Source organism: Staphylococcus sp. HMSC067F07, assembly GCF_001837405.1.
Lineage (GTDB): Bacteria > Bacillota > Bacilli > Staphylococcales > Staphylococcaceae > Staphylococcus > Staphylococcus capitis.
In genome coordinates this window covers 1-21,770 of the sequence record NZ_KV832240.1, presented here as the reverse complement: position 1 = coordinate 21,770, position 21,770 = coordinate 1, and the positions used below count along the sequence as shown (strand labels likewise).

General features: G+C 30.1%; 20 protein-coding genes and 3 pseudogenes. 11 read left to right on the top strand and 12 right to left on the bottom strand.

Annotated features, from left to right (window positions below):
* Window positions 1–169: 169 nt before the first annotated feature.
* Window positions 170–475 carry a hypothetical protein gene (locus HMPREF2706_RS11610; RefSeq protein ID WP_049427190.1) on the bottom strand — a complete coding sequence of 102 codons (306 nt, stop codon included), beginning with the start codon at window positions 473–475 and terminating at the stop codon, window positions 170–172.
* Between the two features lie 142 nt (window positions 476–617).
* On the opposite strand from HMPREF2706_RS11610, the gene HMPREF2706_RS11605 reads away from it, so the two are divergent.
* Window positions 618–1,838, top strand: a complete 1,221-nt coding sequence (locus tag HMPREF2706_RS11605) for a hypothetical protein (protein WP_070862412.1) — start codon at window positions 618–620, stop codon at window positions 1,836–1,838.
* A 146-nt stretch (window positions 1,839–1,984) separates the two neighbouring features.
* Here HMPREF2706_RS11605 and HMPREF2706_RS11600 read toward each other — a convergent pair whose 3' ends face one another.
* The 6 genes and pseudogenes from HMPREF2706_RS11600 to HMPREF2706_RS11570 all read right to left on the bottom strand — a co-directional run bounded on the left by HMPREF2706_RS11600 (window position 1,985) and on the right by HMPREF2706_RS11570 (window position 8,085).
* The gene (locus tag HMPREF2706_RS11600; RefSeq protein WP_070862411.1) at window positions 1,985–2,251 is read right to left on the bottom strand and encodes a hypothetical protein; all 267 of its coding nucleotides are present in this window, start codon (window positions 2,249–2,251) and stop codon (window positions 1,985–1,987) included.
* 239 nt (window positions 2,252–2,490) lie between these two features.
* Window positions 2,491–3,633 carry an SAP domain-containing protein gene (locus tag HMPREF2706_RS11595; RefSeq protein WP_070862410.1) on the bottom strand — a complete coding sequence of 381 codons (1,143 nt, stop codon included), beginning with the start codon at window positions 3,631–3,633 and terminating at the stop codon, window positions 2,491–2,493.
* A gap of 11 nt (window positions 3,634–3,644) precedes the next feature.
* Window positions 3,645–4,082 (bottom strand): plasmid mobilization protein, encoded by a 438-nt coding sequence (locus HMPREF2706_RS11590; protein ID WP_070862409.1) that lies wholly within the window; start codon window positions 4,080–4,082, stop codon window positions 3,645–3,647.
* Between the two features lie 1,172 nt (window positions 4,083–5,254).
* Window positions 5,255–5,845: a type 1 glutamine amidotransferase family protein gene (locus tag HMPREF2706_RS11580; protein ID WP_011304071.1), complete on the bottom strand. Its 591-nt coding sequence runs from the start codon at window positions 5,843–5,845 to the stop codon at window positions 5,255–5,257.
* A 949-nt stretch (window positions 5,846–6,794) separates the two neighbouring features.
* Window positions 6,795–7,097: pseudogene (locus HMPREF2706_RS11965) on the bottom strand (protein rep); the annotation flags it as partial.
* A gap of 16 nt (window positions 7,098–7,113) precedes the next feature.
* Window positions 7,114–8,085 (bottom strand): replication initiator protein A, encoded by a 972-nt coding sequence (locus HMPREF2706_RS11570; RefSeq protein ID WP_070862407.1) that lies wholly within the window; start codon window positions 8,083–8,085, stop codon window positions 7,114–7,116.
* Window positions 8,086–8,599: 514 nt separating this feature from the next.
* On the opposite strand from HMPREF2706_RS11570, the gene HMPREF2706_RS11565 reads away from it, so the two are divergent.
* The 5 genes and pseudogenes from HMPREF2706_RS11565 to HMPREF2706_RS12425 all read left to right on the top strand — a co-directional run.
* The gene (locus HMPREF2706_RS11565) at window positions 8,600–9,286 is read left to right on the top strand and encodes a DUF536 domain-containing protein (protein WP_011304068.1); all 687 of its coding nucleotides are present in this window, start codon (window positions 8,600–8,602) and stop codon (window positions 9,284–9,286) included.
* A gap of 264 nt (window positions 9,287–9,550) precedes the next feature.
* Window positions 9,551–10,290: pseudogene (locus HMPREF2706_RS11560) on the top strand (SDR family oxidoreductase).
* 283 nt (window positions 10,291–10,573) lie between these two features.
* The gene (gene hxlA, locus HMPREF2706_RS11555) at window positions 10,574–11,206 is read left to right on the top strand and encodes a 3-hexulose-6-phosphate synthase (RefSeq protein ID WP_070862406.1); all 633 of its coding nucleotides are present in this window, start codon (window positions 10,574–10,576) and stop codon (window positions 11,204–11,206) included.
* 2 nt (window positions 11,207–11,208) lie between these two features.
* The gene (gene hxlB / locus HMPREF2706_RS11550) at window positions 11,209–11,757 is read left to right on the top strand and encodes a 6-phospho-3-hexuloisomerase (protein ID WP_070862413.1); all 549 of its coding nucleotides are present in this window, start codon (window positions 11,209–11,211) and stop codon (window positions 11,755–11,757) included.
* A gap of 438 nt (window positions 11,758–12,195) precedes the next feature.
* Window positions 12,196–12,311 (top strand): annotated as a pseudogene (locus HMPREF2706_RS12425) (DUF536 domain-containing protein); the annotation flags it as partial.
* Between the two features lie 659 nt (window positions 12,312–12,970).
* On the opposite strand, the gene HMPREF2706_RS11545 reads toward HMPREF2706_RS12425, so the two are convergent.
* Window positions 12,971–13,579 (bottom strand): recombinase family protein, encoded by a 609-nt coding sequence (locus HMPREF2706_RS11545; protein WP_070862405.1) that lies wholly within the window; start codon window positions 13,577–13,579, stop codon window positions 12,971–12,973.
* Between the two features lie 366 nt (window positions 13,580–13,945).
* Here HMPREF2706_RS11545 and HMPREF2706_RS11540 point away from each other — a divergent pair, with 366 nt between their 5' ends.
* The gene (locus tag HMPREF2706_RS11540; RefSeq protein ID WP_002471858.1) at window positions 13,946–14,176 is read left to right on the top strand and encodes a hypothetical protein; all 231 of its coding nucleotides are present in this window, start codon (window positions 13,946–13,948) and stop codon (window positions 14,174–14,176) included.
* Window positions 14,177–14,325: 149 nt separating this feature from the next.
* Here HMPREF2706_RS11540 and HMPREF2706_RS12155 read toward each other — a convergent pair whose 3' ends face one another.
* A complete protein-coding gene (locus HMPREF2706_RS12155) occupies window positions 14,326–14,421 on the bottom strand; it encodes a type I toxin-antitoxin system Fst family toxin (RefSeq protein ID WP_000889978.1) in 96 nt (31 codons plus the stop codon).
* 164 nt (window positions 14,422–14,585) lie between these two features.
* Here HMPREF2706_RS12155 and HMPREF2706_RS11535 point away from each other — a divergent pair.
* Window positions 14,586–15,259 (top strand): IS6 family transposase gene (locus tag HMPREF2706_RS11535; RefSeq protein WP_223200496.1). Its coding sequence is split into 2 segments (ribosomal slippage): window positions 14,586–15,186 and window positions 15,186–15,259, totalling 675 coding nucleotides; the frame shifts between segments, so codons are not numbered across the junction.
* A gap of 164 nt (window positions 15,260–15,423) precedes the next feature.
* Here the strand turns inward: HMPREF2706_RS11535 and HMPREF2706_RS11530 are convergent.
* The 3 genes from HMPREF2706_RS11530 to hxlA (HMPREF2706_RS11520) all read right to left on the bottom strand — a co-directional run bounded on the left by HMPREF2706_RS11530 (window position 15,424) and on the right by hxlA (HMPREF2706_RS11520) (window position 17,028).
* Complete coding sequence (locus tag HMPREF2706_RS11530; RefSeq protein WP_000291486.1) at window positions 15,424–15,756, bottom strand: winged helix-turn-helix transcriptional regulator; 333 nt, start codon at window positions 15,754–15,756, stop codon at window positions 15,424–15,426.
* Between the two features lie 88 nt (window positions 15,757–15,844).
* Window positions 15,845–16,393 carry a 6-phospho-3-hexuloisomerase gene (hxlB, locus tag HMPREF2706_RS11525; RefSeq protein ID WP_001826328.1) on the bottom strand — a complete coding sequence of 183 codons (549 nt, stop codon included), beginning with the start codon at window positions 16,391–16,393 and terminating at the stop codon, window positions 15,845–15,847.
* A gap of 2 nt (window positions 16,394–16,395) precedes the next feature.
* The gene (gene hxlA / locus HMPREF2706_RS11520) at window positions 16,396–17,028 is read right to left on the bottom strand and encodes a 3-hexulose-6-phosphate synthase (protein WP_000422872.1); all 633 of its coding nucleotides are present in this window, start codon (window positions 17,026–17,028) and stop codon (window positions 16,396–16,398) included.
* 200 nt (window positions 17,029–17,228) lie between these two features.
* On the opposite strand from hxlA (HMPREF2706_RS11520), the gene HMPREF2706_RS11515 reads away from it, so the two are divergent.
* From HMPREF2706_RS11515 to zwf, 3 genes are all read left to right on the top strand, one after another.
* Window positions 17,229–18,560, top strand: coding sequence for a glucose-6-phosphate isomerase (locus HMPREF2706_RS11515; protein ID WP_069825658.1), 1,332 nt, complete (start codon window positions 17,229–17,231; stop codon window positions 18,558–18,560).
* A gap of 31 nt (window positions 18,561–18,591) precedes the next feature.
* On the top strand, window positions 18,592–19,998 hold the full coding sequence (gndA, locus tag HMPREF2706_RS11510) for an NADP-dependent phosphogluconate dehydrogenase (RefSeq protein ID WP_000097595.1): 1,407 nt from the start codon (window positions 18,592–18,594) through the stop codon (window positions 19,996–19,998).
* A 63-nt stretch (window positions 19,999–20,061) separates the two neighbouring features.
* Window positions 20,062–21,522, top strand: coding sequence for a glucose-6-phosphate dehydrogenase (zwf, locus tag HMPREF2706_RS11505; RefSeq protein WP_069825656.1), 1,461 nt, complete (start codon window positions 20,062–20,064; stop codon window positions 21,520–21,522).
* The last annotated feature ends 248 nt before the right edge of the window (window positions 21,523–21,770 follow it).

Genomic DNA, 21,770 nt, shown 5'->3' with positions numbered 1-21,770 from the left:
GATGACTGTGGTCGTGATGTGAACAAGAGCTTCGATCATCTGATATGCACCTCCTCTCTGCGTCTAAATTGACGCCTGAGAGATAGGCGACCTATATATTATATCATCTTCGAATATATGATGACAGATAACTTCCGATAAGTTGAATTATGTTGAATAATTTAATTTATTAATCTTTTTTCTTCCAAACATTGTCATCTTCATCTTTTAATTCTTTGCCATTTACTTTAAATCTCACCGTGCTATCATCTTCCAATTTTAATGAAAAATTATCTTTTTCTACTTTCTCGATTTCACCTTCCATTGTTAAACCCATATAAGTTAACTCAGCATCACTATCTTCTATCTTCAGTGTTATTTTTTCGTCATCTTCTTTATATACCCATTTACCTTGAGCTTTATCTTCCGCATTTCCACAAGCAGATAACACTAAACTAACGCAAAGAATTAGAACTAGTATTAATCCTTTTTTCATAATAATCTCCCCTTTTTGAATTCAAAATAATATACTTAAAGTCAATATTATTTTAATTACATATATATTGCAATATCATTATGTGTTAAATTAATATTAATTAACTTTTTAGTTACATAATTTATAAAAGGGGATCATTTATATGGAAAAAGCAAAAGCATTTCTTAATAAGTTTAAATGGTATTTAATAGGAGGGGCTATTCTATTAATCGTCGTTATTTTAGCAATCACCTTATTTGTAAAAAATCATAAAGTGAATGTAGAAGATGATGTAAAAGTCTCATTCCACGGCTATGAAAAATCAGGAACTGCTGAGATCACAGATGAATCTTATGATAAAGTAACAAATAAACTTTACATACGTGCATTAAAACAGTCTGATTTTAAAAACAAAGAAATTATAAAAATGATAGAGAACAATAATGGTGAAGATATAGAAGAAGATGATTTAAATTATGATGAACTTCAACAAATGAGACATGCTTCTAAAATCATGGATAATGTTGATTTTAATATTCATAACAATGAAAATTTATCAAATGGAGATAAAGTGAAAGTACAATTAAAACTCGAAAAAGGAACGTCTAAAGAATTTAAATTAAAAGCAAAAGAATTTACGAAAGAATTTAAGGTACATGGTTTGAAGAAACCAAAAGAATTAACTGCCAAAGATTTAATTGAAGGTTTCAACCCTAAATTCACTGGTGTGAATGGCTCTGGATCACTTAATTTAATAACTAAAGATACTCCTGACAATTTGTCTAATTTATCTCTTTCAAGTTATGAGTTTACAGTTCCTAACAATGGCAGTTTAAAAAATGGAGATAATATCAAGTTAACAATTCCGCAAGACCTAATAGACGATATAAACAACAATGGGTCAAGTTCATTTAAAGGTAAGAAAACTTATACAATAAAAGCCAATAACCTTCCCGAGCTAAATAAACTCGAAAACATTTCTGAAACACTTGATAGAAATAATAAACTTATTAAAGACGAATACGATAGTAGTAAATATACTAAATACAATACTGAAAACATAGATAATTACTATAAAGTTGACTATGGCGTATCAAGTGATGATTACTTTAATGATGATGAAAAAGATAGTGAAAAAGTATCACCTGTTTCTAAAGTTGAACCAACAAATATTACATTGGTTACAGCAGTCAAAGTGACGAGAACAAGTGAGTATAGTGATCCTGAGGTAGATTATAGTTATAAGGGATATAAAAATTATAAATTAGAAAACAATAGACTTGTTAAAGACGATACGACAGAGGAAGTATCTACATCCAGTGATGAAGATGAGATGAATGATTTACATGATGAACTTACATCAGATGGATACAAAAAATTATAACCTCTATCAACGAGTCATTGCTTTAAACTTTAAAAGCCAACAAAATTTTGTTGGCTTTTATTGATTATATTGCAAATTTGAATTATAAAATACAATTTATCTTATATATCTTTTTTCTCCATATTTAATATAGTCAAAAATTCGTTCTATAGATGTATAAAATTTGTAGTATAAGAAATTGCATGTTTGGGAATCATTGTACGTTTCTCTAATTCGTTATCTTTGGGATCTTTTATTCCATCACTTTTCACTAGTAATATATCGTAAGTATATTCTTTAACAATATATCCCGTAAATGATTCTCCATTATTTAAAACAACTTTCACTTTTTTATTATAAAAAAACATATAGGCTTTTTTAGGATAATCATAGTTTTGATAATGTTTTAATCTAGTTTTTTGTTTTGGATTCATAAGTTTCCCCACCTCACATTAATAATATAGTCTTATTGTAAAGTTGAAAGCATATTACAATATTAGCAAAAAAGAACGTTTGTTATAAATTATTTTAAGTTTAAAATCTTCAATAAAAGTAAAGATTTTAGTAGTTTTTATGTGTGTTCTTTGTTTAAAGAATACACAACCGTATTCATTACTTTTATTTCTTTTAGTTCAACTCTCCAAACATTAACGATTTAAAATTTAGACACTCTTTATAATTTTTTAATATCTTCTTCTTCTAAATACCAAACAATTTCTCCTGTATCGATATCTATTTCTACTTCAATATTTACATCTTCTTTAATTAGTTTATTAATATTAGTCTTTATAGTTTGTATATTTCTATGACTACTTTTTTCTATATAATATTCTTCATCTAAATCATTTTTAAGTACATCTCTTTCCTTTTTTGAAATAAGGTACTCTGATTTTATTAAATCAGTAACTTTTAAAAAAGCTTCTTGATCATCTTCTTTTTTTATATAAGCTATTAAATAATTTATGACATACTTAAATATTTCTTCATCTAAATCATAGTAATTACTTACGTCTTTAATGAATAAATCATATATATTTTCATTTGACATACCCTCAATAAATATTAATTGCTCATATACTTCTACTCTAAAATGAATAGGCTCTAGATTGCTCTTAAAACGTTCTTCTGAAAATTTACCGTATGCGTCATAAATTGATGACGCTGGTCTTCTCATATCCTCCAGAGTATTTTTTATTTGAAGATAATACGCTAAATTATAATATACTCTTGCACTATCATTATCATTTTTGCATCTTTTAAAATATTCTGATAAACATCTATAGAGATTTATTAGCTTAATATCTATTGGAGTAGATTTATAAATTCGATTAATTTCAAATTTATAAATTTCTATAACTTTATCCTGATTAGTATCACCTATATAATTTGAAGCAATTTCATGAGCTTGTGGCAGGCTAATATTGTTATACCCCCACTCAAAATGAATGACATATTTCGTTTCTTCTAGTAATTTCTTACCCCTATCTGTTGGAGTATATACTGGCGCTAATTCGAGATATTCATCATCAATGCGTTTAATATTATTAAGAATGCGTTCAACCAGATCCTTTTTGGTACCTCCTACAGTTAGCTCTCCACTTTTTAATATTGCTTTTAAATCTTTTTTCGTTAGTTTATTTAATGTGATTTCAAGAGAACTATTTTTTATTAAAATTTGTTCTTCAATCATTTTGTTCAATGAAGCTATAATATCTACATTATTTTTAGATAAATAAAAGTTATTAAGCTTTTCATTTCCTACTTCTCTGTTCACATTTTCATGTAATACCAACAAATCTTGAACATTTAAATTCATGTAATTCATCCTTAGTTTTCATTTTTCATTTCTTTTATAACATCCCTAATCTCTTCTTTTAGCTTTTCGTCGCTTTTATACCCATTTAAATTAATATATTCCGCATCGTTCTGCATATATTGTAAAAAGTCTTTAAACGTATTTACATAGCCTGCATAACGATAATATTGCTCTTCTAAGTTATCAAAATCTTCTCTTGTAACTTCATATTGGCCATAACCTGCCATAAGTTGTTTTTTAAGGTCTTGATTCTCTTTCTCTAGTTCATCAATACGTTCATCCGCAGGATATACAACCGTTGGTTTAATTCGATTACCTAATGCCGCAAGCCGTGTATAAGCTGTTGGATTTAAATCTCTATCTTCTGCTAACGCTTTCACCTTTTTATATTCTTCTTCAGTTAAATTGATATTGATCGTTTTAGCTTTTCTATGACTTTGATTGGTCATTTTTAACCCCTCCACAACTAAGTAATCACTCATTTATTCATCTAATTATATAATTAGTAATTACTCAATATTTTTACAAAAAATAAACTAAGCAAATACTCATCTATTTTAACAAGTTATTAGCTTAGTAATTACTTAGTTTTACCGTATCATATTTAACTTAGTAATTACTAATCAATTATACACTGAAATATTGATTGATTTTGGATGAACATAAGGAATCCTTCTGGGAATCTCTAGGGAATCTAAAGATTCCCTTTTGCGAAATCCCTTGCGCCCCAAAGAATAGAAGAATTGCTATTTTCCAAAGAAAATGCCATGTAAAATTTCATGGATTCCTTTGTGTCCGTCATTAAATACGATTCAAAAATACTGTAATATCAGCGTTCAAAGTCTTTAAGGATAAGTTTAGAGAACCCCAGCTATGCTGGGTGCCATGGCAATGGCATTGTTCCTCCTTATCCTGTTGTCCGGGATTCCTTTTAGATTCCCTGTAAATTTAACAAACGATTTAAATAATTTACAACCTACAATGAGTAAGTCTTAGTTTGGTATTAATGTAAAAGTTAAATAAACATTCATTAATAAAATGAAATTTATAGAATTAAAAAAAGACTTCGAGAAAGTGAATTATAAACTCAAAATGGTTCAATTGGTAATATAGTAGTAGGTGAACATATTGTTAATGAAATGAAGATATAGCAAAAGTATGATTAGGTTGCAGTCATATTTGTTAAAAGAGGTATAATGATGAATGTCTAAAAGAGTAAAAAATAAAGCTCCTAACAGCATTAATCAATCTGTTAAGAGCTATTACATCACTAATTAAAGAGTTAATAAACTAAATTAACTTTTTAGGAGGAGTCGCCACTCCTCCTTCAATACATCTATATTATAACATTTTACTACCTTTAAAACCATTACGGTTAACTGAAATAATGAAACGATAAGTTCTATTATCAATATTAGATTCCATGCTATCAATTTTATTAATATATTTAACGCATCCACTCTAAAAAATACGGTATAGATCGTTGCGACGCATTCTTTTCCCATAAAATTATTTGAATCCTATGCTAGAATTTTAAAATGGATTAAATCAATCTCCCCATTACCAAGACAAGAAGAAACTCGTTTTCAACTCGTTTCTAAAAACTCAAATACACCCAACTTTATAAATATGGATTTCCGTATTTTTCACAATATTTATAAAAACCAAACCTATTCATAAATATTGTCTTTTCAATACTTTTATCAGAATCAAAATCAATCTCTCTTAAAATTGATTCAGTAAATTCAAGTGATGCTGTACCATTTGCTGTTATAAGCATATTATCAACAACACTTTGCTTTTCTAAAAACTCATTCTCAGGTTTATATTTTTTATAATTTTGCCAAATATAAACCGAATTACCAGTATGTTTATATTTGTTTAAAAAACCATTTCTAGCTAAATAATCAACTGCTCCACATATAGCACCAATTACTATATTTTTATTAAATGCTTCCTCAACAAATTTTAAAAGGTTCTCAGAATTATTATCCCAAGAATTACCTCCAATCATAACTAACAGATCATAATCTTTAGGTTCATCGCCAATAATATAATCTACCAAAACAGAAAAACCACCTAAAGAAGATACATTTTCTTCAACAGAAATAGTACTTACAGACCAATTATCATCTTGATTTAAAATTGAAGATAAATATGCTCCTTCCCAATCTGCAAATTCATCTAGTAAAAGAAATAAAGCTTTTTTCAAAATTAAAAACCCCTTTTATTTTTAGATTAATAAACCTTATTGCTTTATTCCAATTGCTTTATTGACGTTGAGCCTCGGAGCCCTTAACAATCCCAAAACTTGTCGAATGGTCGGCTTAATAGCTCACGCTATGCCGACATTCGTCTGCAAGTTTAGTTAAGGGTTCTTCTCAACATCAATAAATTTTCTCGGCATAAATGCGTGTTCTATTTTTTATTTTTACTCCTCTTGATAGCAAAAAACGCCATTCCAATACAAAACCACATACCTATAATCGATATCCAAATAGCAGTCATAAAATCGCTCCTTTTTAACAAACTTTATCACAATAGTTATCACTTTACAGGTCTGTTTTTCGTCGTTATAATCTAGTTAAATCCCGTAAGGGCGCACTTACACGTTTGTTCCAAACAATGCAAAAACCATAATCGACCTTCGTCGATTTTTTTAATCTTATTTTTAAGTAATCGGTGTTGCAGCACAGATATAACAATTAATACTGCATTATTAGTAATCGGCGTTGTGGCGCACATACAAAAATTAATACTGCACGAATTTGAATCGACGTTGTAGCGTAGATATAAAAATTAATACTACATCAAAATTTAACTAAGATTTAAGCTACTAGTTTTTTGCTAGTAGCTTTTTTATTTTTAAAATTTTAAATACCTTTATTTTGAATTTTAAGGGGGCATTTTAAAGTTTTAGGGGTAATTCATATAGTTTTATGCCTAAAAACTTATATAAGCTCTTAAAACGCAAATATGAGCTAAATAAATATATGCTATTTCCAAAAGCAAAAATTTGAGCAAAACCAGTGTCGAATTTTTGAGACACTGCCCAGTTACGCACAAAATTATTTTTTGCGGTAAAAACTGGTCAACCATGCCGGTTGAACGCTATAGTTCCCGCAGGGGCAAAAAAGCATAAAAAAACGCCAGCTTTTAAGCTAACGTTTCAAATCTTTTAAGTAATAATTTTGTTTTTCAAAATTCCAAATTGCCGTAATTGAATGTGCTTTTTCTTCTTCGTCTGTTGTTTTATCTTCGTCACTTGTATTAATTAAATTGCCATCTTCGGCATCATCTAAATTTAAAATCTTATGTTTTTGTTTAAGCAAACCACCATAACTCAACATACGTTTTCGGTATAAACCTTTTTCTAAATCATTAACAATCTCTGAATCTTTTTCACTATCTCCAGTTAAATAATCTGATGATTTAACCGAGTATTTTGAGGTTTCTTTGATTGCTATAAGATTACTTGAATTATTGATTAAAGATATTATGTTTTTTCATGTTTTGACGTCGCATATACAGTGCATGAGTTTCTTCAAGTTCAGCTTTAATTGATTGCATTAGATACCCTTGCATAGCTTCAACAGTTTCATTTTTTTGTAGCAACATCGCTTTAAATCGTTTTAAGACACTGACAAGTTCGAACTCCACGTCTTCTAAACGGTAATATGTATCATGAGCATTATTAAATGATTTTTTTCCTTTAAGTAAAACACTTTTAATAATACGAATTTCTCTAATTTCAAAATTACTTAAGTAATCTTTGATTTGTTGTGGCAATTCTTCAAGCACTTGGAATTTTAAGGCATCATTATTAAATTCAGTTTGTTGATGATTTGTATGATTCGAATGAGCGTTTTCAGAAATATTGTTAGGTGTATCATTCATATCATGCGTATCATTATTCTTAGTCTCTATATAGTCAGTATTACTTAAGTCAGTATCATTAGTGTATTCTTTTGATATGTCATGATGTATCAAATTAATATTTCTTGATGTATCATTATCATATTTCTGGACGTATGAATTTGATACGTCCGTGTTATTACGCTGTTCTATATCATTTTCTTGTTGTGAAATATAATATACATCAGCTTCTGTTACTTCTGGTTTTTTAATATATAATTTATTAGGTTTATTTAAACCTACTCTTATTTGATTGAATAAATCAGCTTGAGTTAATTCTTTTTTAATTTTAGATAACTTATTTGGACTACTAATATTTAAAATAGATTTAAGCTTTTCATTGGTATAAATAAAAAATATATCTCCATTTTTATCTACCCAATTATTTCTTATAGATAAATCTAAACGATCTCTTAATATTGACCATGTTATTTTTGCATCGTTAGACAAATTAACATATTTAGGATTCGTAAAAAACACTTTAGGTAATTGATAAAATTTCTCTTTTTGGATTTCTTTAATGTTAAAGTTGGACATACAAAAACCTCTTTCATATTTAAATTTCTAAAAGAGGTAATAAAAAGCTATAAGTAAGTTTATATGTATTCGACTTGCACTAATAATTCTTAGAATATATAATAAGAATATAACAAATATATAAACAAACAAATCACTTGTTTTATTACCGAAGAAACCTGACTATTCCCGTAGTTGGGTTTCTTTTATATATATTTATAATAACACTTTTAAAAGCTTTGTTAAATTGTTTATATACATTTGGATGTATGCATTTTCAAAAAAGATAAAACTTCGTATAATACCTTTATATGGTTATGTCATATAACAGCGTATAAACGCTTATATAGCAAGTATAAAGGGTGTATAACACCTATACATATAGGGTTGAAAGTTTATACATATAATCCTATATAGTTATACGTATAACCGTATATAGCTATATGTATAATGAATTATATGCCCTTGTAATAACAAGTATAATAGCTATATAATGGTATAAATGTCATGTGTATAATTATATGGAGGCCATTATATGAAAAGTATGAAGGAAATTGCCGATGAATTAAACGTAACAAAAATGACTGTTTATAATAATGCTAAAAAAGCAAATGTAAAATTTCAAAAAATCGATAACGTAAATTACTTATCCGGTGAAGATGAAACTATAGTAGTAAACCGAATAAGAAAAAATCAAAATAAGAATGATGATTTTGAAGGTGAAAAAAAAGAAGAAGCTGAACCTAATAATGATAACCTGGTGAAAGATGAGACAATAAAACAATTATATAACCAAGTAGCTATATATAAAGAACAATCAAATAGAGATAAAGAGCAAATAAATACACTTAATAGACTTTTAGAGAATCAGCAAATATTAGCTTTAGAAAGTAATAAAAAGATTCAAAAATTGGAGAATCAATTAGAGGAAGAAAGACAGCTTAATTATTCCTTTGATACATCTGTTAATGATAGACAAAACGTTAATTCACAAGAAGCAACATTTACTGAAGAACCTAAAGATATTGATCAAGAACAAGAAAATGAACATCCAACAGAAGTACAACATAAAGATGTAGCTGAAGAGGAAAAGGGTGACAGTATAAAAGAAGATGAGTTCCCAAAAGATGATAAACTATCTGAAGAAATAGAGAGTGAGACTGCTGATAGGGGAGAACAGACCCCTAAAAAAGGGTTTTGGAGTCGTTTATTTGGTAATTAATTGTAATAAAAAAGGCACGACAAGTTCATAAACTTGTCATGCCTTTTTATGTGAATCGAACTTCTGATAATCATCGGTTATGTTAATTTAAATAATAAATTATATATTATGATTTATTATTTATTACAATTTTCCCTCTAGTACGATATCAATAAATTCTTCTAATTCCTGAGCCAGCTTTGCTGCCTCTTTTTGGTCTAAATGTGGTTTCGATAACGATAAAATAGTGAAGTATATAATTATAATAATTTAAGAGGTAAGAAAATGAATAATGTAAAAGATAAAGTAGTTGTGATAACAGGTGCATCTAGTAGTATTGGGGAGGAAACTGTGAATTTGTTATCTGAAAATGGCGCCAAGCTTGTTTTAGGTGCGAGACGTTTAGATAGATTAGAAAAAATACAACAAAAAGTAGGTCGTGATAGTGTAAGTATTAAAAAACTGATGTAACAAAGCCCGATGAAGTAAATGCATTAATTGAAACAGCTTATAATGATTTTGGCCGTATAGATGTTTTAATTAATAACGCGGGTCTTATGCCTCAATCCTTTTTAGAAAAGAATAAGCAAGATGAATGGAATCAAATGATAGATGTGAATATTAAAGGTGTATTATACGGCATTGGTACAGTATTACCTTATATGAGAAAACAAAAATCAGGGCATATTATTAAATTGGCTTCTGTGGCGGGACATGTTGTTTTCCCAGGTAGTACTGTTTATTGTGGTACCAAATATGCAGTGAGAGCGATAACTGAGGGATTAAGACAAGAAGAAGCTATAGTGGGTTCAAATATTAGAACAACAATTCTGTCTCCGGGCGCTGTCAGCACTGAATTAACAGACCATATTAGTGACAAAGATATGAAACAAGATATAGATGAATTATATAAAAATGCAATTAAACCAGATGCTATTGCTAGAGCTATTAATTACGCAATTAATGAGCCGGAAGAATCTTCTGTAAATGAATTTATCATTCGTCCCAGTAGCCAAAGTTTATAATTTGGAATCTCTTATTTAGTAACTAATTTTAATAAAATACGCTGAGTAGTTTATTTTATAATTCAATTAATCTTAAACGATTAATTTGCAAAAGATAAAAGTGATTTTCATCTTCTACCAATTATAGAAAAGCTAAATATTTGGGTATATAAAATTCTTTATTATTATACTTAATTAACAACACAACATCTTTAATTTATATAGTGACAAAAATGTCAGTATTGTTATTTATCGTAAATAATACCATAATTATAATATAAAAGATAGATAGGAGGGCGTTTTAATGGAATTACAATTAGCAATTGATTTATTAAATAAAGAGGATGCTGCAGAATTAGCAAATAAAGTTAAAGATTATGTAGATATCGTAGAAATTGGAACACCAATTGTTATAAATGAAGGATTACCATCTGTACAACATTTAAATGATAATATTGATGGTGTAAAAGTATTAGCAGATTTAAAAATTATGGATGCTGCCGACTATGAAGTAAGCCAAGCAGTTAAATTTGGTGCAGACATAGTAACAATTTTAGGCGTTGCAGAAGATGCATCAATTAAAGCAGCAGTTGATGAAGCACATAAACATGGCAAACAATTATTAGTAGATATGATTGCAGTACAAGATTTAGAAAAACGTGCGAAAGATTTAGATGATTTAGGCGCAGATTATATCGCTGTTCATACTGGTTATGACTTACAAGCTGAAGGTCAATCTCCTTTAGAAAGTTTACGTAAAGTTAAATCTGTAATTAGTAATTCTAAAGTAGCAGTTGCAGGTGGTATTAAACCAGATACAATTAAAGATATTGTTGCAGAAAATCCTGATTTAATTATTGTTGGTGGCGGCATTGCAAATGCTGATGATCCTGTAGAAGCTGCTAAACAATGTAGAGCTGCGATTGAAGGAAAATAATGATGACAGAAATCACAAATTATCGTTTAATACTAGATGAAATAGACAACACATTATCACATGTGAAAGACAGTGAAGCCGAAACGTTTTTAAAGCAAATTATTAAAGCAGAGCAAGTTTTTGTATCTGGAAAAGGACGTTCGGGTTTTGTAGCAAATAGTTTTGCGATGAGATTGAATCAGCTTGGGAAGGGTGCACATGTAGTTGGCGAGTCCACTACACCTTCCATTACCGAAAAAGATTTGTTTGTTATCCTTTCTGGCTCAGGTTCGACAGAGCATTTAAGATTATTAGCAGATAAAGCTAAAGCTGTAGGTGCAGAAGTTGTATTATTGTCAACAAATCCAACGTCAAAGATTGGTGAACTTGCAAATGTAGTGATTGAATTACCGGCGGGAACGAAATATGATGCTGAAGGTTCAGCACAACCTCTAGGTAGCTTATTTGAACAAGCATCACAAGTGTTTTTAGATAGTATTGTTTTAGATTTAATGACTGAGATAAACGTTGATGAAGAAACAATGCAGCAAAATCATGCTAATCTGGAATAAAACCTACAAAAGATAATTCACTTTAATACTCCACATTTATTTGTGGAGTATTTTTAATTTAAAGAAACGCCTTGAGATATTTCCTAGTAGTTATAAAAATTAATTAGTATTGAATATCACTACTACATTTTTGAAAAGTGATGTAGATTTATAGCCATAATTTTTAGATTTACATTGACGATACTGCATCAAAAGAAAAAGTCAATCTACTTTTTCTAGGTTGACTTTTATTTTTATATCTAAAGGCACACTTACACACCTAAAAAACGTCGTGCTAAAAACAAATTTACATATGGTAATCCAATATCCTTATTATACATTTTAACAGTTGGTTTAAAGGAAACTTTAAAAATATATAATTTTTAACCTATTCAATTACATTTGTTTCTTAAAACGCATATATGAGCCAGAATAGAAAAGAGTTGCAGGAAAGATTAAAGATTGCTTAAGAATCAGCAAGTTTTGGCGTTAGAGAGTAATAAAAAAGATTCAAAAATTAATTAGAGGAAGAGAGGCTGCTTAATTATTCCTTTGATACACCTACTAATGATAGATAAAACGTGGATGTGTAAGAAGTATCATATACTACAGACGCTGTAAATATTAATCAACATTAGGAAGAAAAAAGGGTGAATAAACACAACTTAAAAAGGCTTTTGGAGTCGTTTGTTAGTAACTAATTGTAATTAAAAAGGTGCGACAAGCTCATAAACTTGTCGTACCTTTTTATGTAAATCGTACTTCTGATACTCATCAATTTAATTTTAAATTTAAGTTCATTTATCAATAAAATTGGGTATTATTTATTAAGAGACGTAGAACTCTTGCCACACTTATATCAAATTAATTTAATTGTAGTGAGCAATTTAGCTTATTATGAAAAAGATGAGCTGAGGCAAGCATGTACCTGCTCATTTTTAAAATTGGAGGCTAAATTTACAAAAAAATTCTATTAACAGGTGCTTCAGCATATCATATATAGAAAATAAGTCTAATGAACAAAATGTTACATGGAAATCTTCAGATTTATTTGATTTAAATGAGATAACAGAAGTAATGAAAAACGTTCGTTATTGAGAAAAAATATAGAAAAAAAGAGAGAGCCTTTTTGCTCTCTCTTTTTCCTGTCTTATTATTAAAATCTCATAATACATGATTAACATGTATTATGAGACGCTGTAAGAAACGCTCATTTGCATTGACAATCAATTTATCAAGATAATCCCTTATCATTTTTAATTCTATAAACTGTCTGTCTTGTAATATTAACTTCTTTCGCAATCTTACTAATTGCTTGTTCTCCTTCTAACATTTCGACAACTCGATGATAGATAACACGTTTTTGAGGATCTTTCGCATTCGGTGAATAGAGTAAAGGACGTCCTTTATATACACCTTTGTCTTTCGCAACTTGGATCCCTTGAGCTTGTCGACGTTTACTTTCATTTCTCTCTTGTTCTGAAACCATTGCTAAAATTTGAACGATTAAATCTTTCATAAACTTATCCAGTAATGGATTACCAATCACTTCATTCATCATAGGTAAACTTGTAATCATTAACTGCACGTCTTTTTCTTTTAAATAGTTCACAGTTTCAATAATTTCATCATAGTTACGTCCTAAACGGTCAATAGACTCCACAACAAATCGATCTCCTATTCTTACAAAATTAAGAACTTCTTGAAGTACCGGTCTATTTTCAATAGATTTCCCAGACTGTTTTTCTGTAAATATTTTTTCAGCACCAAACGTTTTCAAATTCTCTAGTTGTCTTTCTAAATTTTGATCTATCGAAGATACTCTCGCATAGCCTATAATCATTTATTTTCACTCCGAAATTAATATACACCCTAATCATACGTTTTAATTGCGATAAATTCAACAACTTAATTTGTATGATTAGGGTGTACGCCAATCATACAATTAAAGTTATAAATATTAAATAAACTGAAAGCGTAAAAATGATATAATAAAATCATAATTCTTGAGGAAGCGAAGTGACTTATGAATCTAGCAATTTGCAACTAAATAGTAAACGGATTTTGGTTTATTATCGGAGTTTTTTTATCATCGATTATACTAATTCCATTTGAAGACACTTTACTACAATCTTTACGTAACTATTGGTTACTGCTCCAAAAGAGTGTAGTAAAAGGAACTGCTATAAAATGCAACGTCTATCCTCATATGGACAGTATTGAAAATGCATGTTTAATTTCACAAATCACTTTTAAAGTCAATTCACCTTATAAAAATATGTCTGAAGATTATATGGATATTAAAGAATCAGATCGAATTATCATGAAAGCTATACTTAATAAGTGTGGTATAGATTTACAAAAAAGTAACCATAAGTTAAACAATGTTATGCCAAGTTACAATGTTTTTATCCGTAAAGACGAGTTAGATTATAGATAGAAATAATATTCAAAAGAGAAATGAATGAGGACTTTGCATTTCTCCACTCACCGATGTTATAATTTAGTTAACAAGGAAACTAGCATAGATGCACCAATCCCCTCACTACGGCAATAGTGAGGGGATTTTTTAGGTGTGGCTATGGTCGCCTATTTATTATTGCGATTACGTAGCCAATGCGTAAATAACGCAATAATACAACCACTGATGACTGTGGTCGTGATGTGAACAAGGATTTCTAGCATAGATTAGCACCTCCTCTCTGCGTCGGAATTGACGCCTGAGAGATAGGCGACTTGTATATTATATCATCTACGAATATACGATGATAGGTAGCTTCTGATAAGTGATCTGGTTCTGTTGCAAAGTTGATTTTGTAGTATAATTTTAACAAAAAGGAGTATGCTATATGAACTATTTCAGATATAAACAATTTAACAAGGATGTTATCACTGTAGCCGTTGGCTACTATCTAAGATATGCGCTTAGTTATCGTGATATATCTGAAATACTAAGAGAACGTGGTGTCAACGTTCATCATTCAACGGTCTACCGTTGGGTTCAAGAATATGCTCCCGTTTTGTATCAAATTTGGAAGAAAAAACATAAAAAAGCGTATTATAAGTGGCGTGTTGATGAGACATATATCAAAATTAAAGGACAGTGGTGTTATCTGTATCGCGCGATTGATGCAGATGGACATACATTAGATATTTGGTTACGCAAAAAACGAGATCATCAATCAGCATATGCGTTTATTAAGCGCCTTATTAAACAATTCGGTAAACCTCAAATGATAATTACAGATCAAGCACCTTCAACGAAGGTAGCCATGGCTAAAATAATTAAAGTGTTTAAGTTGAAACCTAACTGTCATTGCACATCTAAATATCTCAATAACTTCATTGAACAAGATCATCGTCACATTAAGGTGAGAAAGACAAGATATCAAAGTGTCAATACGGCAAAAAATACACTCAAAGGCATTGAATGTATTTACGGATTATATAAAAAAACCGTAGGTCTCTTCAGATCTACGGATTTTCACCATGCCACGAAATTAGTTATATGTTAGCTGGTTAGGCGAAGACTGACACAATAAAATGGTGATTAGCTATATTTATCTAACTTTGCAACAGAACCCTTAATTTCATAGAACGGCGAAATTAATACATGTTAGTCAGCTAATTGAATACTTACATTATAAGAGAGTAGTTAACTTTATTTTTAATTTGCACCAGAACTTTTTAATGTATTATTTCATCCTTGAATAAATCACCCCATTCACATATTGCATAAACCACCTTATCTAGCTTGTAGCCTATAGATGTCAGCTTATACTCCACTTTTGGGGGAACTACAGAATAAGTATGTCTTTCAATAATTTGGTCCTCTTCTAATTCTCTAAGTTGTCTTATTAGCATCCTTTGATTGACATGCGGCAACTTTTTTTGTAGCTCACTTAATCTCAATACTTTGTCTTGAAGTAAATGAAAAATTATAGGGATCTTCCACTTTCCTCCGATAACACATAAAGCTAAATCTTTAGAAGTGAAAAATTCTTTTCCTTTATAATACAATTTTCATCCTTCTTTCTTCTATATATTAGAATTTACATTGTTAATGCGGAAGATTATATAATCTTCCGCATTAACTGCTTATTTATATCTATTCTAAATTGGCATGATTATTTTGCATAGTTGTTTCCTCAACATCTAATTGTGTCATTAGTCCAATGACTACACTATCTAAAAAGATTTGTGATGATTGTTCAAACAAACTACCTAACGGTTGATCAGACCCAGTAGCATCGTGTTTTGTACCTGCTGGTAATTCAACTACTGTGTCTGCAATTTCACCAATTGCAGAATCTAGTTTAGTTGTTAGTAATACCACTTTTGCATCAACTGATTTCGCTTTTTCTGCTAATAAGCGAAGATGTTCTGTTGAGCCTGAACCAGAAATTACAATAAATAAATCATCTTTTTGAATTGATGGTGTTGTTGATTCGCCAATGACAAATGCTTGCTTTCCTAATTGATTGAGTCTCATTGCAAAACTGTTTGCAACGAATCCAGAACGCCCCTTACCTGCAATAAATATGCGTGATGCTTCAGTTACTTCTGATACAAACCCATCAAATTCTTCATCTTTAACATGAGATAAAGTGCCCTTTAACTCATCTAAAATTAATTGATAATGATTAAAAGTTGTCATCATTATTTACCTTCAATAGCGTCACGACATTGTTTAGCTGCTTCTACAGGGTCATCAGCATTTGCGATACCGCCACCAACAATTACTAAGTCAGGTTCTTCTGCAACAATTTCTTTAATTGTATCTGGTTTAATACCACCAGCAACTGCGACTTTAGAATTTTTAATTACTGATTTAACTTTACGTAAGCTATCTAATGGAGATTGTCCTTCAGCTTGTAAATCATAACCAGTGTGCACTGCAATATAGTCAGCACCCATTTCATCTAATTCTTTCGCACGTTTTTCTAAATCTTGAACAGCAATCATATCTACTAATAATTGTTTGTTATTTTTATGTGCTTCTTCAACTGCTGCTTTAATTGACGCATCTTCTGCTACACCTAAAATTGTTACAACATCAGCGCCGAATTTAACAGCTTGGCTTACTTCATAGTCTGCTGCATCCATGATTTTTAAGTCTGCTAATACTTTAGCATTGCTTATATTTTCATTTAAATGTTGAACGGCAGGTAAACCTTCGTTAATCACAATTGGTGTACCAATTTCTACAATATCAACATATTCTTCTACTTTTTTCGCTAATTCTGCTGCTTCTTCTTTATTTAATAAATCAATAGCTAATTGTAATTCCACGATAATTCATCCTTTCATTAATTTATACCTTTATTTTGACATAATTATCAATAAATCAATACTGACAAAATTGGCATATAGGGAATGTCAGCTTATCTAAAGGGGGTGACTATTTTTTCAGTATGAATAATATTACACTGTAGTGTACAGTTGGAATTGTAAATATAAGACTAATAATTACAAATTTGGAGGCTTTTTAGATGACTCATATTCAATTAGATTATGGTAAGACTTTAGAATTTTTTGGAGAACATGAATTAGAACAACAAAAAGATATCGTGAAGACATTACACAAAACGATACATGGAGGAACTGGTGCAGGAAATGATTTCTTGGGTTGGGTAGACCTTCCAGTTGATTATGATAAAGAAGAGTTTTCAAGAATTGTAGAAGCTTCTAAACGTATTAAAGCAAATTCTGACGTGTTAGTTGTTATTGGTATTGGTGGCTCATACCTTGGTGCACGTGCTGCTATTGAAATGCTAACATCTTCATTTAGAACAAATAATGACTATCCTGAAATTGTTTTTGTAGGTAACCATTTATCATCAAGCTATACAAAAGAATTAGTAGATTATTTAGCTGACAAAGATTTCTCTGTAAACGTCATTTCTAAATCTGGTACAACTACAGAACCAGCAGTTGCATTCCGTTTATTCAAACAATTAGTTGAGAATAAATATGGCAAAGAAGAAGCTAAAAAACGTATCTTTGCTACAACAGATAAACAAAAAGGTGCATTAAAACAATTAGCTACAAATGAAGGTTATGAAACATTTGTAGTTCCTGATGATGTAGGTGGCCGTTATTCAGTGTTAACTGCTGTAGGTTTATTACCAATCGCAGCTGCAGGTATTAATATTGAAGCGATGATGATTGGTGCAGCAAAAGCACGTAAAGAATTATCTTCTGACAAATTAGAAGAAAATATTGCTTATCAATATGCAACAATCCGTAACCTTCTATATAGCAAAGGTTATACAACTGAAATGCTTATCAACTATGAACCGTCAATGCAATATTTCAATGAATGGTGGAAACAATTATTTGGTGAATCAGAAGGTAAAGACTTTAAAGGTATTTATCCTTCAAGTGCTAACTACACTACTGATTTACATTCATTAGGACAATACGTTCAAGAAGGTCGTCGTTTCTTATTTGAAACAGTTGTTAAAGTGAATCATCCAAAACATGATCTTACTATTGAAGAAGATAGTGACGATTTAGATGGATTAAATTATCTTGCTGGTAAAACAATTGATGAAGTTAATACAAAAGCATTTGAAGGTACATTATTAGCACATACTGATGGTGGCGTACCTAATATCGTTGTTAATATTCCACAATTAGATGAAGAAACATTTGGCTATGTCGTGTACTTCTTTGAACTTGTATGTGCTATGAGTGGTTATCAATTAGGCGTCAATCCATTCAATCAACCTGGTGTAGAAGCGTATAAACAAAATATGTTTGCTTTACTTGGTAAACCAGGATTTGAAGATATGAAAAAAGATCTTGAAGCAAGATTGTAGGTTATAAACTATAAAGAAATGAGAGGATACAATGTCTAGTAATATTGGAATTTTAGGTTTAGGTGTTATGGGGAAAAATCTTGCGTGGAACATCGAGGATAAGAAATATTCTGTGAGTATTCATAGTAGAGATAATAATGAAATTAATGATACTATTCAAAAGTCTCATTATCAAAAGATATATCCTGCGTATAACTTGAAAGAATTTGTAGATTCATTAGAAAAACCCCGTAAAATTTTGTTGATGATTAAGGCCGGGAGTCCTACGGATAATATGATAAATACACTACTTCCGCTGTTAGATGATGATGATATTTTAATTGATGGTGGTAATACAAACTATCAAGATACAATTCGTCGAAATAAAGCATTAGCTGAAAGTGGCGTTAATTTCATCGGTATGGGCGTTTCAGGTGGTGAAGTAGGCGCTTTAACTGGTCCTTCATTAATGCCTGGCGGTCAAGAAGCCGCTTATAATAAAGTCAGTGATATCTTAGATGCCATTTCAGCTAAAGCGCAAGATGGCGCATCTTGCGTAACATACATTGGCCCAAATGGTGCAGGTCATTATGTGAAAATGGTCCATAACGGTATTGAATATGCAGATATGCAATTAATCGCTGAAAGTTATGCAATGATGAAAGACTTATTAGGTATGAGTCATACTGAAATTTCTCAAACATTCAAAGATTGGAATGCTGGAGAACTCGAAAGTTACTTAATAGAAATTACTGGTGATATTTTCACTGAATTAGATGAAAATAATGAACCTTTAGTAGAAAAAATATTAGATACTGCTGGTCAAAAAGGTACAGGTAAGTGGACTTCTATTAATGCATTAGAATTAGGAATTCCATTAACAATTATCACTGAATCAGTATTTGCTCGTTTCATTTCATCCATTAAAGAAGAACGTGTTAACGCGTCTAAATCATTAAATGGACCACAAGCTTCATTTGATGGTAATAAAGAAGAATTCTTAGAAAAAATCAGAAAAGCATTATATATGAGTAAGATTTGTTCTTACGCTCAAGGCTTTGCGCAAATGAGAAAAGCGAGCGAAGATCACGAATGGAACTTAAAATTAGGTGATCTTGCAATGATTTGGCGTGAGGGTTGTATCATTCGTGCACAATTCTTACAAAAAATTAAAGATGCTTACGATAATAATCCAGAACTTGAAAACTTATTATTAGATCCATACTTCAAAAATATTGTTACAGATTACCAAGAGGCATTAAGAGACGTCGTAGCAACAGGCGTTAAAAACGGTGTACCAACACCAGGATTCTCTGCAAGTGTGAACTACTATGATAGTTATCGTTCTGAAGATTTACCTGCTAATCTTATCCAAGCACAACGTGACTATTTTGGTGCACATACTTATGAACGTAAAGATCATGAAGGTGTGTTCCACACACAATGGGATGAAGAGTAATATAATTACTGTTACGGAATGAAAACCAGAAACTAGCTAATCAAGTAAAAGGGGGGAACTGCTTTGGATAAAAATTTATCATCATTAATAACAATATTTGGCGGAACAGGAGATTTAAGTTACAGGAAATTGCTACCTTCTATTTTTAATCTTTATAAAAAGGGTCACTTTAAGAAATTAGTTATCATTTCTACGGGTTTAGAGGATATAAGTGATGAAGAATATAGAAGTAAAGTAAAACAAATTTTATTAAGCCGAGAAAATTTTGAAATGGTGAACTTATTTTTAGATAACATATTTTACTTTCAACAAAATGTTGAAGATAAAACAAGTTGGAATAAATTAAAGGAACTTTCCAATGATATTGATAAAAAATATTGTTTGGATGGCAATAGATTATTTTACTTAGCAATGAATCCTCAATTTTTTAAAATTATAACTCAAAGCATAAGCCAATCAGGTCTTTCTGATACAAATGGATTTTCAAGATTAATAATCGAAAAACCATTTGGAAAAGATTTGAAATCTGCTGAAGACTTAAATAAACACATAAGACAGTATTTTAAAGAAGAAGAAATATTTAGAATAGATCATTATCTAGGTAAAGAGATGGTGCAAAATATTGAATCTTTACGTTTTGGTAATACAATATTTGAACCATTGTGGAACAACAAGTATATATCAAATGTTCAAATAACTCTATCGGAAACTTTAGGCATTGAAGATAGAGGCCAATACTATGATTCTACAGGAGCGCTTAAAGATATGGTGCAAAATCATGCACTACAAATACTTACTCTTATTGCTATGGAGAAACCCGAAAGCAGAAATAGTAAAGATATTAGACTAAAAAAAATCGAACTTTTAAACAATATAAAATTTTTGAAAGGGGCTGATGTACACAAATATTTTGTTAGAGGACAATATATTAATGGTATTATTAATGAAACTCCGATAATGTCATATCATGAAGAAAAAGGTGTTGATAGTGATTCAACAACAGAAACATTTGTAGCAGGAAAAGTACTTATCAATAATAGAAGATGGGAAGGGACTCCATTTTATATTCGTACGGGGAAACGCTTAGGTAAAAAAGCAACAGAGATTGTTATAGAATTCAAAAAAAACAATAATACATTAAGATATGAAAATAATAATGAGGATACTGATTGTAATTTACTGGTAATAAATATAGAACCTAATGCCAAAATATCACTATATATTTATGAAAATAAATCAAATAGAAATAATAGAAGTCATAATATGAAAATTTATAACTCAATAGATAAAAACCAAGTAGTGGATGCTTATGAATCACTTATATGTGATGCTTTAATAGGAAATCAAACTAATTTTGTACATTGGGAAGAACTTAAACATTCATGGGAATTTATAGATTATATAAGTACTGAATGGAAAAAATCTAACGTAACAATACCACAGTATAAACCAGGAAGTTTTGGACCTAAAGAAAGCGATCAATTACTTAAACAAGATAACTTTGAATGGTGGAATAATCTATAAAACGTAAATATGAGCTTATAACGAAAAATATACCTGCTTGATTTATGCCCTAATAATGCATATGAGTTAAACAATGTTATGCTAAGTTACAATGTTTTTATCCGTAAAGACGACTTAGTTTATAGATAGAAATAGTATTCAAAAGAGAAATGAATGAGTACTTTGCATTACTTTACTAATCAATGTTATAATTAAGTTAACAAGAGCTTCGTGCATTATATGCACCAATCCCCTCACTATTGCGAGTA